This window comes from Pseudomonas sp. RV120224-01b (assembly GCF_003208145.1).
Lineage (GTDB): Bacteria > Pseudomonadota > Gammaproteobacteria > Pseudomonadales > Pseudomonadaceae > Aquipseudomonas > Aquipseudomonas monteilii.
In genome coordinates this window covers 241,207-255,436 of record NZ_QKMQ01000006.1, presented here as the reverse complement: position 1 = coordinate 255,436, position 14,230 = coordinate 241,207, and the positions used below count along the sequence as shown (strand labels likewise).

15 protein-coding genes are annotated in these 14,230 nt (G+C 62.2%); 11 read left to right on the top strand and 4 right to left on the bottom strand.

The genetic code is table 11. The features are described 5' to 3' along the window. The first annotated feature begins 10 nt into the window (after positions 1 to 10). On the top strand, positions 11 to 1,018 hold the full coding sequence (cydB, locus tag N436_RS12570; protein ID WP_105948482.1) for a cytochrome d ubiquinol oxidase subunit II: 1,008 nt from the start codon (positions 11 to 13) through the stop codon (positions 1,016 to 1,018). Positions 1,019 to 1,027: 9 nt separating this feature from the next. Here cydB and N436_RS12565 read toward each other — a convergent pair whose 3' ends face one another. From N436_RS12565 to N436_RS12555, 3 genes are all read right to left on the bottom strand, one after another. Continuing rightward, entirely contained in the window at positions 1,028 to 1,618 is a 591-nt protein-coding gene (locus N436_RS12565) for a biliverdin-producing heme oxygenase (protein WP_110741170.1), read from the bottom strand. 78 nt (positions 1,619 to 1,696) lie between these two features. After that, complete coding sequence (locus tag N436_RS12560) at positions 1,697 to 3,025, bottom strand: MFS transporter (protein ID WP_105948484.1); 1,329 nt, start codon at positions 3,023 to 3,025, stop codon at positions 1,697 to 1,699. A gap of 164 nt (positions 3,026 to 3,189) precedes the next feature. Further along, positions 3,190 to 4,146 carry a GlxA family transcriptional regulator gene (locus tag N436_RS12555; protein ID WP_256589808.1) on the bottom strand — a complete coding sequence of 319 codons (957 nt, stop codon included), beginning with the start codon at positions 4,144 to 4,146 and terminating at the stop codon, positions 3,190 to 3,192. 288 nt (positions 4,147 to 4,434) lie between these two features. Here N436_RS12555 and N436_RS12550 point away from each other — a divergent pair, with 288 nt between their 5' ends. The 3 genes from N436_RS12550 (at position 4,435) to N436_RS12540 (ending at position 7,422) form a co-directional block, all read left to right on the top strand. Continuing rightward, positions 4,435 to 5,400, top strand: a complete 966-nt coding sequence (locus N436_RS12550) for a LysR substrate-binding domain-containing protein (protein WP_105948486.1) — start codon at positions 4,435 to 4,437, stop codon at positions 5,398 to 5,400. Positions 5,401 to 5,573: 173 nt separating this feature from the next. Continuing rightward, complete coding sequence (locus tag N436_RS12545; protein WP_105948487.1) at positions 5,574 to 6,809, top strand: SRPBCC family protein; 1,236 nt, start codon at positions 5,574 to 5,576, stop codon at positions 6,807 to 6,809. Positions 6,810 to 6,930: 121 nt separating this feature from the next. Beyond that, complete coding sequence (locus N436_RS12540) at positions 6,931 to 7,422, top strand: GNAT family N-acetyltransferase (RefSeq protein WP_110741169.1); 492 nt, start codon at positions 6,931 to 6,933, stop codon at positions 7,420 to 7,422. Positions 7,423 to 7,435: 13 nt separating this feature from the next. On the opposite strand, the gene N436_RS12535 is transcribed toward N436_RS12540, so the two are convergent. Continuing rightward, positions 7,436 to 8,344, bottom strand: a complete 909-nt coding sequence (locus tag N436_RS12535) for a LysR family transcriptional regulator (protein ID WP_110741168.1) — start codon at positions 8,342 to 8,344, stop codon at positions 7,436 to 7,438. 93 nt (positions 8,345 to 8,437) lie between these two features. Here N436_RS12535 and N436_RS12530 point away from each other — a divergent pair, with 93 nt between their 5' ends. From N436_RS12530 to N436_RS12500, 7 genes are all read left to right on the top strand, one after another. Further along, positions 8,438 to 9,385, top strand: a complete 948-nt coding sequence (locus N436_RS12530) for a ketopantoate reductase family protein (protein WP_110741167.1) — start codon at positions 8,438 to 8,440, stop codon at positions 9,383 to 9,385. Next, positions 9,382 to 9,780, top strand: a complete 399-nt coding sequence (locus tag N436_RS12525) for a VOC family protein (RefSeq protein ID WP_016714609.1) — start codon at positions 9,382 to 9,384, stop codon at positions 9,778 to 9,780. Before N436_RS12530 ends, N436_RS12525 begins: the two co-directional genes overlap by 4 nt. Next, complete coding sequence (locus N436_RS12520) at positions 9,777 to 10,232, top strand: MaoC family dehydratase (protein WP_060497170.1); 456 nt, start codon at positions 9,777 to 9,779, stop codon at positions 10,230 to 10,232. The genes N436_RS12525 and N436_RS12520 overlap by 4 nt, the downstream gene beginning before the upstream one ends. Next, positions 10,229 to 11,461, top strand: a complete 1,233-nt coding sequence (locus N436_RS12515; RefSeq protein WP_110741166.1) for a CaiB/BaiF CoA-transferase family protein — start codon at positions 10,229 to 10,231, stop codon at positions 11,459 to 11,461. Before N436_RS12520 ends, N436_RS12515 begins: the two co-directional genes overlap by 4 nt. Then, on the top strand, positions 11,458 to 12,276 hold the full coding sequence (gene aroE, locus N436_RS12510) for a shikimate dehydrogenase (RefSeq protein ID WP_105948492.1): 819 nt from the start codon (positions 11,458 to 11,460) through the stop codon (positions 12,274 to 12,276). Before N436_RS12515 ends, aroE begins: the two co-directional genes overlap by 4 nt. 3 nt (positions 12,277 to 12,279) lie before the next feature. Continuing rightward, entirely contained in the window at positions 12,280 to 12,717 is a 438-nt protein-coding gene (aroQ, locus tag N436_RS12505) for a type II 3-dehydroquinate dehydratase (RefSeq protein WP_110741165.1), read from the top strand. A 94-nt stretch (positions 12,718 to 12,811) separates the two neighbouring features. Beyond that, positions 12,812 to 14,224 carry a DHA2 family efflux MFS transporter permease subunit gene (locus N436_RS12500; protein ID WP_110741164.1) on the top strand — a complete coding sequence of 471 codons (1,413 nt, stop codon included), beginning with the start codon at positions 12,812 to 12,814 and terminating at the stop codon, positions 14,222 to 14,224. Positions 14,225 to 14,230: the final 6 nt, after the last annotated feature.

Here is a 14,230-nt window from a genome sequence, read left to right as displayed (position 1 = left end):
AGACGCTGTCATGGGTATTGATCTTCCGCTGATCTGGTTCTTGATCATCGGCTTTGGCGTGATGATGTACGTCATCATGGATGGCTTCGACCTGGGTATCGGCATCCTGTTCCCGTTCATCACCGACCGCGACCACCGCGATACCATGGTCAACACCGTGGCGCCGGTGTGGGATGGCAACGAAACCTGGCTGGTGCTGGGCGGGGCAGGGTTGATGGCGGCATTCCCCAAGGTGTACGCCATTTTGCTCAGCGCACTGTACATCCCCGCGCTCGGCCTGCTGGCCGGGCTGATCTGGCGTGGCGTTTCATTCGAGTTCCGTTTCAAGGCCGATGATGCGCACAAGCCGTTCTGGGACCGGGCGTTCATTGGCGGGTCGTATGCGGCGGCGTTTTTCCAAGGCGTGATGCTGGGCGCGTTCATCGACGGGCATTCGATTGTCGATGGTGTGGCCACCAACGGGCTGATGAGCTGGCTGACACCGTTCAACGTGTTCTGCGGGATCGGCGTGGTGGTGGCGTATGCGCTATTGGGCGCCACCTGGCTGGTGTTGAAGACCGAGGGCCGGCTGCAGGCCAGTATCATCCGTGCCTGCTCACCGATCACCCTGGCGACGGTGGCGGCGATGCTGATTGTGAGCATCTGGACGCCACTGACGCACCCGGCGATCTTCGACCGCTGGTTCAGCCTGCCGAACTTCTGGTTCTTCCTGCCGGTACCGGTACTGGTGCTGGTGGCCACCTGGGCGATCCTCAGGTCGTTGCGCGGTACGCCCCATGCCGGGCCTTTCGTCTGGTCGCTGGTGTTGGTGTTCCTCGGTTATAGCGGTTTGGTCATCAGTATCTGGCCGTACGTGCTGCCGCCCAGCCTGACCATCTGGGAAGCGGCGGCGCCACCGCAGAGCCTGGGCTTCGCCCTGGTTGGGGCGTTGCTGATCATTCCGTTCATCCTGGGGTATTCGGCCTGGTCGTATTACGTGTTCCGCGGCAAGGTGAAGGACGGCGAGGGGTATCACTGAGCCACAAGCTCATAAACCCGCAAATATCACACGCAAGTGCGCCCGGTAACTGTCGAACGCGGCAATCGCGCCAGCGACCACTGCGGCCTCGTCCTGCTCGTCCAGCACCAGGCCGTCGAGCCGGGCAACGAACTCGCGCCAATGCAGCGCACGGCCATCCGGGTGTGGCGCCAGGTGGCGGGCGCCTTGGTCGCCATCGAGCCCGAGGCGCTGGGTTTGCTTGAACAGAAACGCCGCACCCAGATTCGAGCCTTCGCTGCAATAAAGCCAGCCCAAGGCCTCGGCCGGGCCGACGCAGACTGGTTGAGGGCGCGTTGGCAGAGGCAGGCCGAGATCACGCAGGTCGGTTTCGACCGCAGCGAAGCGCGACAGCCCAACCAGCCCCGGCAGGTGCTGGTTGAGCTGTGCATCGTTGTACAACGTCAACAGGCTGCCGTGAAAGAGGTGCTGTACCTGCAGGAAGCGGCCATAGCGCTCGCGGTTTTCGAAAGGGCGTGCCGCCATCACCAGTTGATCGACGCTGTCATGGTCCCGGCTGCTGGCCGCTTTCAAGCGTTTGCAGCGGCCGGGCTCCACGAGGGGGGAGGGTGCAGCGGTCATAGGCGTATCCATGGTGTGAGGGGTATACGCCCATCATGCTTGCCATCCTTGGCCAGCATCAAGCACCACGCGGCTGGCCTAGCCGAGGGCGGCGGCCTGTTGCAGGTTCAGTGCGCGGGTTTCCGGGGCCAGGGCCCAGGACATCAACAGGCCGAAGAAGGTGATGGCCGCTGCCACGTACATGGTCTGGGCGATGCCCAGCACGTCGAGGGACATGGGCACCAGGTAGGTGCCCACCGCCGCGCCGATACGCGAAATGGAGGTGCCCATGCCGACGGCGAACGCACGGATTTCGGTGGGGAAGATTTCGTTCGGGTACACCAGCGTAAGCACCTGCGCACCGCCGATAAACAATGCATACAGCGCGAAGAACACCAGGATCCAGATGCCCGCGCTGCTGTGGAACGTACCCAGGCACAGCAGGGCCAACCCCGACACCAGGAAGCTGTAGAGCAGCAGGTTGCGCCGGCCGACGACGTTGATCAGCCGAGTGGCGGCGATGCAACCGACCACGAAGAACAGCGTGATCAGTACCGAGCCGATCGAGGCGCTGTCGCCTTTCACATCAAGCGCCGCCAGCACCTTGGGCGCAAACGCGTACACCGAGAACAGCGGGATGATGCAGCAGGTCCAGAACACGATGACGAACAGCATGCGCTTGCCGTACCCGGCATACAGCAGGCTCCAGATGTTCACCTTGTAGCTGGCGTTTTCCTCGGGCAGGTTGCGCAGGGAAAAGTCATGGCCGTACACCGTTTTGATCACCTGTTCCGCTTCTGCGTTACGGCCTTTGCTGAGCAGCCAGCGGGGCGATTCGGGTGTGCCGATACGGACCACGAACAGGGCCAGGCCGATGCTGGCAGAGCTGGCCAACACCAGCCGCCAGGCGTCCTCGGCCCCGCTGCGCAGCAGCAATTCGCCAACGATGTAGGCCGCTGCGGCACCGGCAAACCACAGAATGGTCAGCATGGCCAGGCGAGGGCCGCGGTACTTCCTGGGCATGAACTCGACCAGCAGCGAAGTCGCGACCGGGTACTCGATGCCTACCGCAATGCCGATGACCAGCCGCAGCAGGAAGATGGCCAACGCCGAATCGGCCCAGAACTGCCCGAGCGATGCGACGATGAACAGCGTGGGGCCAACGAAGAACAAGCGCTTGCGGCCGAGGCGGTCGGTCAGCCAGCCGCCAAGGAACCCGCCGAAGAAAATGCCGATCAGGGCCGAGGCGGCGATCAGGCCCTCCCAGAAACTGTTCAATGACAACGCAGTGGTGATGTGCGCCAGGGCGACGCCGATGATGCTCAGCACATAGCCATCGACGAACGAGCCGCCACCGGAGCGCAATGTGAGCAGTTTGTGGAACCTGTTTAGCGGTACATCTTCGACTGAAATAGTAGGACTTGTCATGCTTGTCTCCCGATATGGGTTTTCGAGTGAAGGGGCAGCGCGGCGACCAAAACGGCGCCGTGAAGCCATCTCGAAAATTCAGTGATCGATGGCTATGCGATTATTTTTATTGTGTGTGCCGGTGACGGCGTGTTCAGAAACCTTCCGCTTGCGCTCCTTGTCTTTCAGATTTCATGACGCACTTCTTTGGAAGGTGGGTGGCCGAAGAACGCACTGTAGGACCTGCTGAAATGGGTGCATGACACAAAGCCGCAGGCAATGGACACATCGAAGATCGATGCACTGGAGTTCTGGATCAGGCGCCGCGCTTCGGTGATGCGCAGCTGGAAGTAGTATTTTTGCGGGGTGGTGTCCAGCTGGTCCTTGAACAGCCGCTGCACCTGGCGTACGGACAAACCGACCGCCTGGCACAGTTGCCCGGGCGACAGTGGCTCTTCCAGGTTTGCCTCCATCAGCTTGATGATTTCGCGCAGGGGCCGGCTGACCTTGGGTTGCAGCGGCCTTTGAACACTGCGGAACCTGCTTTGGTCATGGTCCAGCGTGTCGAGTACTGCATCGGCCAGCGATTGACTGCAGCCGATGTTCAGCCACTGCAGCATCATGTCGAAGGCGCCCGCTGGCGAGGCGGCAGTCAGCCGGTCCCGATCGAGCACCAGGGCATCGTGGGTGACCACGGCGTGCGGCACGCGTTCGGCCAAGGCAATGCGCTGCTCGGGGTGGATGGCACAGCGGTAGCCATCCAGCAAGCCGGCACTGCCCAGATACCAGGCGCCGTTCCACAGGCCGCCGAGCACCACGGGGAACCTGGCAAGCCGTTTCAGCAGCGCGGTCAGCCAGCCGGGGACCGTGCGTGCGGCACGCAGCCCTCCGCAGACCACCATGATGTCGAGGTCGCACAGGCGTACATCGGTCAGCGGCGTGTCTGGCCGGATGGGGATGGCCAGGTCGCTCATCACTTCGTTGTGGTTGTGGCTGAAGGTGTGCACGCGGATCGACCCGGGTGCGATCAGGTTGGCGGTTACCAGTACATCCAGGGCCTGGGTGAAACTGGGCAGGGAGAAGTTGTCCAGCAGCAGAAACCCGACCCGCGAGGGTGCCGACCGTGCAACCGGTTGTGCCATGAAACCCAGGTTGCGCTCTTTGAATGTGTGGCTGAATGCTCTTGTCGTTATTGTCATGGGTCACCCAGGCGCTGGCAGACAGATCGGTAAATAATGTAAGTGTGTGGGCGTTATTGCGTCCAACGCTTTTAATACGGGCTTTCCGATAACGTCGCGTTATTGGCGAGGGTGTGCGAAGTTACGCATAACTCAAAGTTATACGTAAAGTAATTTAAGTGCGGATGTGTTTTTTCGGCGGCTGTGTACGATTCAATTATCTTGTACACGGAACGAGGAGAACACACCAGGATGTCGCAGCGGCACGTTGACCCGGATACCTTGTTACTTCGCATGCCCTCGTTGCGTGCCGTTAAAGCATTTGTCGCCGCTGCCAAGTACCAGAGTTTTACCCGCGCCGCAGAAGCCTTGTGCGTGTCGCAGGCAGCGATCAGCCGGCAGGTTCGCGAGCTGGAAACCTACCTGAGTGCGCGGTTGTTCGAGCGTGTGGGCCGCACGGTTGAGCTGACGCCCGCCGGTTCGGTGTTTTTCGAGGCGTCGCAGTTGTCGTTCGTGAACATTGCCCAGGCGGCGGAGCGCATTCGCCGTACCCCGCAGGAAAAACACGTACTGACCATCTGTTGCTCCCCGGCGTTTTCCGCATTCTGGTTGTCGCAGCACATCAATGCGTTTCGTGCCAACAACCCGGACATCGAACTCAACCTGATCACCACGCAGAATTTCCTGACGCGTGAGCCGGGTGTGGAGCCGGATGTGATCATCTCCAAGCTCGCCAACCCGGGGGAGGCCTACACGCTCTACCCACTGTGCCACGACGTGATTTACCCGGTGTGCTCCCCAGAATACCTGCGGCGGCACCCCGATATCGGCACGCTGGAGGGCCTGCGCGACAGCGCGCTGCTGGACTTGAGCCCCTACGGCCGGGCGGGTGTGGCCGAGCATGTGGACTGGAGTGTGTGGCTGGCGTACCACAACGTGGATATCGACGCGCGTGGCATCGATAGCCCGCCGCTGTTCCACGCCAATGACTACAACCTGATCATCAACATGGTGCTGGCCAACCAGGGTGTCGCACTGGGCTGGAACCAGCTGGTAGCCGGGCTGGTCGAGCAGGGCCGGCTGGCCAGGCCGGTGCGGGAACACGTGACGTTGCGTAACAGCCAGCACTACCTGGCGTGCCGGGAAAAAACCGATGACGATGCCTGCGTGCGGGTGCGGGACTGGATACTTTCAAAGTTTGCCCGGTGGGAAGTTTGAAGTTGCATCTTTGATGCATGAATTTTGGTGGTGGGTTAAGGGTTGTAATGGTTGCTTGAAATGAGCGGAAGTGTGGGTTTGCTCTCCGAAAAGTTGCAGGGTGTGAATTAACAACTACAAGGTTCGGTCATTGCCGGTCGTTGTCGTGCGCAGCGGTTGGCTGGAGGATAATAATGAATAGCAATGAAACCGTCATGGGTCTGATCAAACAGCGTAAGCCGCGACATGTGTTGCCCCGTGAGTTGTATCTGGATCCTGAAGTCTATCGTCAGGACCTGGAGCAGATCTGGCACAAGGACTGGGTGTTCGCCGGTCATACGTTCGAGATCCCCAAGGCCGGCCAGTATTTCACCCTGCAGATTGGCGACTACCCGGTAGCGGTCGTACGCGGCAAGGACGGCGAAGTGCGCGCGTTCCACAATGCCTGCCGCCACCGGGGGGCCAAAGTGTGCGAGCACGCCAGCGGTAAAGTGGCCAAGCTGGTGTGCCCGTACCACAAGTGGACATTCGAGCTGGACGGCAACCTGATCTACGCCGGCAACATGGGCGCGGACTTCGACAAGACGCACTACAACCTCAAGCCCGTGCATGTCGAAGTCGTTCACACCTACATCTACGTGTGTGTGGCGCAACAGGCCCCGGACTTTGGCAGCTTCCGCGCTGCGGTCAGCCCGTTCATCGCCCCGCACGGCCTGGAAAACTGCAAGGTTGCCTTCGAGTCCAACCTGATCGAGAAGGGCAACTGGAAGCTGGTGTTCGAAAACAACCGTGAGTGCTACCACTGCGACGGCACTCACCCGGAGCTGCTCAACTCGTTCGTCGAGAACCTGTCGGTGGCTGGTGTGGGCGGTGATGATGACCCTGAGCTGGTGGCCCACTGGACCCGCTGCGAGTCAGCCGGAATGCCCAGCCGTCTGGTCATGGACCCGCTGGGGCGCTTCCGCATGACTCGCATCCCGCTCTCGGCCGGCGCCGTCAGCTACACCATGGACGGCAAGCCTGCCGTGAACGGGCGCCTGGACAGCAGTGGCGAGGCGGATATCGGTGCGCTGCTGTATTTCAATTACCCGTCTACCTGGAACCACTTCTTGGGCGACCATGCGTTGAGCTTCCGCGTGCTGCCGATTGGCCCCGGGGAGACGCTGGTAACCACCAAGTGGCTGGTGCCGGAGTCGGCAGTGGAAGGAGTGGACTACGACCTTGAGCGCTTGACCAAGGTGTGGCTGGCAACCAACGACCAGGACCGCCGTCTGGTGGAAGGCACGCATGCGGGGGTGTCGTCGCCGGCCTATGAACCAGGGCCGTTCTCGGAGAATGCCGAAAACGGGGTATGCCAGTTCGATGACTGGTACTGCGCGACCATGCTGGAGCGGATGAGTGGGCGTGTGCCGTTGAAATCGGTGGTTTGATCGTTAAACCGATGGGGCCGTAAAGCGGCCCCGTCAACCCATTCTGCCCCCGGCCCGATAACGCCAGTGCATGCTCATGATTTACCATGGCAGACGCTTTCACGTTTCCAAGGAATCAGCCATGAGTACTCCCCAGTTCCGCACCCCCACCGCCGCAGACGCCGAACGCTGCTACGCCATTGAAATCGGCGCCTATGAAGGGGATGAGGCGGCCACCCTGGAGAAGATCCGCACCCGCATCGCACAGTATCCACAAGGCTTTCTCATCCTGGAAAACGCGGGTGAGATCGTCGGTTTCATCAACAGCGGCTGCGCCCACGAAGTCGTCATGTCTGATGAAGACTCCAAGGAACTGGTCGGCCACGACCCGGCAGCACCGAACGTGGTGATCATGTCAGTAGTGGTGGACCCGGCACATCAGGGCAAAGGCTACGCCAAACGGCTGATGGATGAATTCATCGCCCGCATGAAAGCGTCGGGCAAGCAGACCATTCACCTGATGTGCAAAGAGCAGCATGTGGCCCTGTACCAGAAGCTGGGCTACCGGTATGTGAAGCCGTCACCGTCGGATCACGGCGGCATGGCCTGGCACGAGATGATCATGGGCCTGTAAGCGAGGGCGTGCTTCAGGCCGGGCGGCCGAGCAGGTTGTGGATCACCTCCCTCAGCCAGCGGTTGCCACTGTCCTGGTGGTAGCGGGCGTGCCAGTGTTGCTTCACCGTGAAACCCTCAACCGCAAACGGGCAGTCGTGCACTTGCAGGTCGTGCATATCGGCTAGTGTCTGGCCGATGTGCCGAGGCAGGGTTGCGACCAGGTCCGTAGTGCCGACGATCATCCCCAGCCCGAGAAACGCGGGTAGCTCCAGCACGATGCGACGTTCGATGCTGGCGCGGGCCAGCCCTGCTTCCAGCAACTTCTGACCCGTCCCCGCGCTGATCTGCACATGGCCCTCAGCGTGGTAGCGGGCCAGGTTCATGCCGCCTTCCAGCCGCGGGTGTTGGCGGTTGCTCAGGCATACCCAGTCCTGTTCAAACAGGACCTGCTGGTACATCCCGCCACCCAGCCAAGGCACAAAGCCGATGGCGAGGTCGGCCTCACCCGACTCCAGCGCGCTTTCACTATTGCCATCGATGCGCACAGCCTCCAGGCGGATGCCCGGCGCATGCGTGCGCAGGTGGTTGAGGATGCTTGGCAGCAGGGTGATATGGCTGGCATCGCTGACACACAGGCGAAAGCGCCGTTGTGCCGTGTCGGGGATGAACTGCGGCTCCCAGGCGGTGAGCCTGCGCAGCGACTCAAGGACTTCGCGGCAAGGCCCGATCAACTGGTCGGCGCGCGGGGTAGGGGCCATGCCGCCGGGGGTGCGCACGAACAGAGGGTCGTTCAGTTGCTGGCGCAGGCGGGCCAGCCAGATGCTGATGGTCGGCTGGCTCTGGCCCAGCTGTTCGGCGGCACGGGTAACGCTACGGCAGTGGTAGAGCACATCGAACAATTGCAGCAGCTTGGGCTCGGGCAGGGCGTCGGCAGCAGACATTATTGTAAATCTCAATTGGCATATTGCGGTCATTGTATCGCGCGAATAAGGCCCGCTGCATAAGGTAATCGCAAACCACAGGAGGTCTGCGATTTGAAAGTCTGCATTCTGGGTGCCGGCGCCTTGGGCTGCGCCATTGGTGCGGCGCTGAGCGAGGCCGGGCATGAAACCTGGCTGCTCAACCGTGGTCGCGAGCATGTCGAAGCGATGAACCTGCGAGGGTTGCAGGTGCAGGATGAGCGCGGTGAGCGCCAAGTGCGCGTCAACGCCACCACTGACGCCAACGACGTGGGTGTGGCCGACTTGGTCGTGGTGCTGGTGAAGTCATTCCACACCGCCGAAGCGATGGCCGGGGCCACCGCGCTGCTGGGGCCGCAGACGCTGGTGCTGTCGCTGCAGAACGGCTTGGGGCACGAGGACATTCTGGCCGAGGTGGCCGGACGGGAACGGGTGCTGGCGGGTAAGACCTATGTGGGCGGCGTGCTGCTTGCCCCCGGTTCGATTCGCGCTGGTGTGGCGGGCAAACACACTTACATCGGTGAACTCGACGGGCAGCTTTCAGCGCGTGTACAGGCCATCGCCGAGGCCTTCAACGCTGCCGGGCTGGCCACCACGGTCAGTGACAACATCCTCGGTACCATGTGGGACAAGCTGCTGGTCAATGTCGCCACGGGCGCACTCAGCGGTATCACCATGCTCAGCTACGGCCAGTTGTACAGCGAGCCGCTGCTGGCCAGCACTGCCAAAGCGGCGGTGGCCGAGGCGATTGCAGTGGCCGAGCGTGCCGGTATAAGCCTGAGCCTGACCAGCCCCGACGCAGCGTGGGCCTTGGCCGCCGAGGGCCTGCCATCAAGCTTCCGCACCTCGATGCTGCAAAGCCTGGAAAAAGGCTCGTTCACCGAAATCGACTTCATCAACGGCTCTGTCGTGCGCTGGGGCCAGCGCCACGGCGTCGCCACACCGGTCAACGCCACGTTGGTGGCCTGTATCAAGGGCATCGAACGCGCGATGGCCGATCATCAGAAAAGGGACAACCCATGAGCCAGCCAAAAGCCTACCTTGAACACGTGGCGTTCTGGGTGCAGGACATCCAGTGGCATATCCGTTTTTTCAGCGAAGTGTGTGGCATGACCATGCGTGAGGTGCAGGGCAGCGTCGAGCAACCGGCGCAGTACTGGACGCTGGGTGGCCTGCAGTTCATTCACCAGCCCGACTTTGCCGGCCCTGAGGGGCGCATGGCACACCTGGGCATCATGTGCGAAGACCTGGAGAGCGTACTGGCAGCCGCCCAACGCTATGGCGTCAGCGAAATGCCCCAGGGCCGTAACTGGCTGCGCTTGCCGGATGGTCTGGCGGTGGAGTTCATTCAGGCGTTGCCGGCGAAGTGTGTTGCCCAGGCACTGGCCATCGACCCGCGTGCGCAGGTGCAGGCATGAGCGTGGTGGAACGATACTGGGATGATGCCCGCGAAGGCGATGAGTGCATCAGCCCCACCTATACCGTAACCCGTGAGCGCATCCTGGCCTACGCCGATCTCACGGGTGATCACACCCCGGTGCACGTCGACGAGGCCTACGCCAACGCCAGCCACTTCGGCTGCCTGGTTGCGCACGGCCTGTTCGGGCTGTCGATCGCCGATGGCCTGAAGACCCAGTGCGAGTACCGCTTCTTGCCGGGCATGTCGCTGGGCTGGACCTGGGACTTCGTGTTGCCGATCAAGGTCAACGATGTGTTGCACGTACGCATGCGGGTGGGGGCGATGCGACCGAGCAACAGCCGGCCAGGCTGGGGCATCGTGGTGCTGCCGTCAGAGCTGGTCAACCAGCATGGCCAGGTCGTGCAGCGCGGCGAGCACCGGCTGATGGTGCCACGGAGGGGGCAGGCATGAGCCAGGCATTGCCATTGGCGGGTATCCGCGTCATCGATTACAGCCACTTCCTTGCCGGGCCCTATGTGGGGCGCTGCCTGGCGGCGCTGGGCGCTGAAGTGATCAAGGTCGAGCGGCCGGGCAGCGGCGATGCTGGCCGCCAGCACGCATTTACCCTGGACGATCAGCAGAGCGGCTATTTCCTGCAAATGAACATGGGCAAGCAGGGCGTCAGCGTGAACATGAAGGACCCACGCGGAAAAGCCTTCATGCAGCGCCTGGCCGACTCGGCCGACGTATTCATTGAAAACTACCGCCCCGGCGCGCTGGACAAGCTGGGGCTGGGCTATGCCGAGCTGTCGGTGCGTAACCCGCGCCTGGTGTACTGCTCGATCTCCGCCTATGGCCACACCGGGCCGGATGCCCACCGCGCCGGTTTCGGGCTGATCGCCGAGGCCAAGAGCGGGATCATGCAGATGGTCGGCATGCCGGGTGAGGCGCCGCCATTGCTGCGCATTTCGCTGGGCGACATGTACACCGGTATTCACGCCGTAGCAGCGATCAACGCGGCACTGTTGGGGCGGGTGAGCAGTGGGCGCGGCCAGCACATTGACATGGCGCTGTACGACACCTTGGTGTCGATGCACGAGTACGCCGTGCAGTGCTACTCGCTGTCCGATGGCACCGTGCTGCCCGAGCAGACCGGCCACGACATGCCCACGTCTACCTTGTACGGCGTGTTCCGCGCCGCTGATGGCGATCTGGTGATTGCAGCCCAGGTCGATGATGCCTGGCGGCGCTTCGCCGCCATGCTCGAAGCCAACGGCGGCCCGGCAGGTTTTGGCAGCGATAACCGCTACCACGACCTGAATGGCCGCAATGCCCACCGCGAGGCGATTCTGGCGGTGGTGCGTGACTGGGCGGGTGCGCGCTCGGTGGCGGAGATCCTTGCCTTGCTCGACACCGTCGACATTCCCAGTGCCAAGGTACAGCGTATCGATGAGGTGTTGGCCGACCCGCAAATCCAGGCGCGCAACATGGTCATCGAACAGCTGCACCCTCGCTACGGCACCCTGCGCCTGCCCAATCTGCCGTTCCGGTTTTCCGGCTGTGACACCACGATCCATCAGGTAGCCCCGGACCTCGGCCAGCACAACGCCGAAGTGGCCGCAGCGCTTGGCTTCAGCCCTGAAGAAATCACCGCCATGCAGGCAGACGGTGTGCTGTTTACCCACGGAGATACACGATGAGCGACCGCTACGCAGTGATCGGCCGACCGATCAACCACACCAAGTCACCGCTGATTCATGGCCTGTTCGCTCAGGCCAGCGGCCAGCACCTGGAATACGGGGCTATTGAAGGCTCGCTGGACGGTTTTGAGGCCCAGGTGTTGCAGTTTCGCACTGACGGTGGGCTGGGCATGAACATCACCGCGCCGTTCAAACTGCGTGCCTTCGAGCTGGCCGACCGGCGCAGCGAGCGCGCGCAGTTGGCCCGGGCCGCCAATGCGCTGAAGTTCGAGGATGGCCATATCACAGCTGAAAACTTCGACGGCATCGGCTTGCTGCGCGATATCGAAGCCAACCTCGGTGAGCCGCTGCGCAACCGCCGCGTGCTGATGCTTGGCGCCGGTGGTGCAGTGCGCGGCGCGCTGTTGCCGTTCTTGCACGCGGAGCCCAGCGAGCTGGTGATTGCAAACCGCGACATGACCAAGGCCTTGGCACTGCGTAACGAACTGGATCACCCAAGGCTGCGTATCAGCCGTTACGAAGCGCTGGAAGGGCAAACCTTCGACATTGTGGTCAACGCCACTTCCGCCAGCCTTGTCGGTGAACTGCCGCCGCTGCCTGGCGGGGTGTTGGGCGAAGCGCGACTGGCGTATGAACTGGCCTACGGCAAAGGCCTCACGCCGTTTCTGCGCCTGGCGCGCGAGGCCGGTGTGGCACGCCTGGCGGATGGCGTGGGCATGCTGGTCGAGCAGGCCGCAGAGGCGTTTGCCTGGTGGCGAGGCGTACGGCCTGAAACCCGTGCCGTGATCGACCGCCTGACGATTGCGCTGGAGTAAGCCATGGTCGCCAATGTCCTGATGCTGCACGGTATCAACCACAACATGTTTGGCAAGCGCGACCCGCGCCAGTATGGCACGGCAACCCTGGCCGACATCGACCAGGCCTTGGAGGCGCTGGGCGCGGAGCTGGGGGCAAGGGTCGAAAGCTTCCAGAGCAACTTCGAAGGTGCCCTGTGCGAGCGTATCCACCGGGCCTTTGACGACCGGATGGATGCAGTGCTGATCAATGCCGGGGCGTGGACGCATTACAGCTACGGTATTCGTGATGCACTGGCCATTCTTGAGGTGCCGGTGGTTGAAGTGCATATGTCGAACATCCATGCTAGGGAGCCGTTTCGGCACCATTCGGTGTTTGCCGAGGTGGTGCGTGGGCAGATCTGCGGGTTTGGTGTCGAGACTTACCTGCTGGCGTTACGTGCAGCCATGCGCATGCGCTAAGCCTTGGCACCTACTTGTGCGGGAGCGGGCATGCCCGTTCCCATAGGGGTGCCCAAGGCCCCATGATTCATTGCCAACCAGAAGGACCTGTATCTTGGCCAATCCGGCAGCTCCCTATACCTCCCGCCAAGCCACCTGCATCGCCTTGCTGGTCGCCATCACCTTCTTCATGGAAAACCTCGACGCCACCGTCATTGCCACGGCGCTGCCGCAGATGGCCAGTGATTTCGGCGAAAATGCGGTCAGCCTGAACATCGGCATCAGTGCCTACCTGCTGGCGGTGGCGGTGTTCATTCCGCTGAGCGGCTGGGTGGCCGACCGCTTCGGCCCGCGACAGGTGTTCGCCGGGGCCATCGGCCTGTTTACCGTGGCGTCGTTGCTGTGTGGCATGGCCCCCAACCTGGAAACCTTCATCGCCGCGCGGATATTACAGGGTATTGGCGGTGCCTTGATGGTGCCGGTAGGCCGGTTGGTGGTGCTGCGTACCACCGAAAAGAAAGACCTGGTGAAAATGCTTGCGGTGATCACCTGGCCCGGGTTGGTGGCGCCAGTACTGGGGCCACCGCTCGGTGGCCTGATCGTCACCCATTGGTCGTGGCCCTGGATCTTCTACCTGAACATCCCCCTCGGGTTGCTGGCTATCGTGGCGGCCTGGTTACTGGTTCCGAATGCCCGTTCAGATGAAACGCGCCGTTTTGACATGCTGGGCTTCGTGTTTCTGGCGTCGGCTTGTGCGGCGTGGCTGGTCGGCCTGGAAATGCTTGGTTCACTGGCGGGGGGCAGCCTGGGGGCCGGGCTGGCGCTGGTGTTGCTGGGTGGGGGGCTGACCGGGTTGGCGATCCGTCACTGCAAGCGCCATCCTGCACCGTTGTTGCCACTGGAAACCCTGGCTATCCCCACGTTCAGGGTCAGCATCGTGGGCGGTACCTTGTTCCGCCTGTCGATCAGTGCCTTGCCGTTTTTGATCCCTCTGCTGTTGCAGATCGGTTTTGGCCTGTCGCCCGTGGATGCCGGGCTGCTGGTGCTGGCGATCTTCGCGGGCAACCTGGCGATGAAGCCGTTCACCACCCGCTTGCTGCGCCGTTATGGCTTTCGCCGGGTGTTGCTGGTCAATGGCGTGATTGGCGTTGGATGCATTCTGGCTTGCCTGGGCTTGCAGCCAGGCATGCCGTGGTACTGGATGGCGGCGGTGCTGTTCGTGGGTGGGCTTTCGCGCTCGATGCAATTCACCACCTACAACGCTGTCGGCTTTGCCGAAGTGCCCAAGCAGCAGATGGGCGAGGCTTCGACGTTGTTCAGCATGTGCTTCCAGCTGGCGATGGCCTTGGGTGTGGCGGTGGTGGCGCTGCTGCTACGCGTAGCGATGATGGTGCGGGGCGGCGAGAGTGAGATGTCAGTCAGCGACTTTCACTGGGCGTTGATCGGCGTTGCATTGATCGCCTGCTTCGCGTTGGTGGATGCCATCCACTTGCCGAGCAATGCCGGGGAGCACGTGCTGCGCACCTGATCGTTG

What these genes read in the sequence shown, in the direction of transcription:
- cydB (WP_105948482.1), top strand. Translation starts at nt 11, where the DNA reads ATGGGTATTGATCTTCCGCTGATCTGGTTCTTGATCATCGGCTTTGGC.
- N436_RS12565 (WP_110741170.1), bottom strand. Translation starts at nt 1,618, where the DNA reads ATGACCGCTGCACCCTCCCCCCTCGTGGAGCCCGGCCGCTGCAAACGC.
- N436_RS12560 (WP_105948484.1), bottom strand. Translation starts at nt 3,025, where the DNA reads ATGACAAGTCCTACTATTTCAGTCGAAGATGTACCGCTAAACAGGTTC.
- N436_RS12555 (WP_256589808.1), bottom strand. Translation starts at nt 4,146, where the DNA reads ATGGCACAACCGGTTGCACGGTCGGCACCCTCGCGGGTCGGGTTTCTG.
- N436_RS12550 (WP_105948486.1), top strand. Translation starts at nt 4,435, where the DNA reads ATGTCGCAGCGGCACGTTGACCCGGATACCTTGTTACTTCGCATGCCC.
- N436_RS12545 (WP_105948487.1), top strand. Translation starts at nt 5,574, where the DNA reads ATGAATAGCAATGAAACCGTCATGGGTCTGATCAAACAGCGTAAGCCG.
- N436_RS12540 (WP_110741169.1), top strand. Translation starts at nt 6,931, where the DNA reads ATGAGTACTCCCCAGTTCCGCACCCCCACCGCCGCAGACGCCGAACGC.
- N436_RS12535 (WP_110741168.1), bottom strand. Translation starts at nt 8,344, where the DNA reads ATGTCTGCTGCCGACGCCCTGCCCGAGCCCAAGCTGCTGCAATTGTTC.
- N436_RS12525 (WP_016714609.1), top strand. Translation starts at nt 9,382, where the DNA reads ATGAGCCAGCCAAAAGCCTACCTTGAACACGTGGCGTTCTGGGTGCAG.
- N436_RS12520 (WP_060497170.1), top strand. Translation starts at nt 9,777, where the DNA reads ATGAGCGTGGTGGAACGATACTGGGATGATGCCCGCGAAGGCGATGAG.
- N436_RS12515 (WP_110741166.1), top strand. Translation starts at nt 10,229, where the DNA reads ATGAGCCAGGCATTGCCATTGGCGGGTATCCGCGTCATCGATTACAGC.
- aroE (WP_105948492.1), top strand. Translation starts at nt 11,458, where the DNA reads ATGAGCGACCGCTACGCAGTGATCGGCCGACCGATCAACCACACCAAG.
- aroQ (WP_110741165.1), top strand. Translation starts at nt 12,280, where the DNA reads ATGGTCGCCAATGTCCTGATGCTGCACGGTATCAACCACAACATGTTT.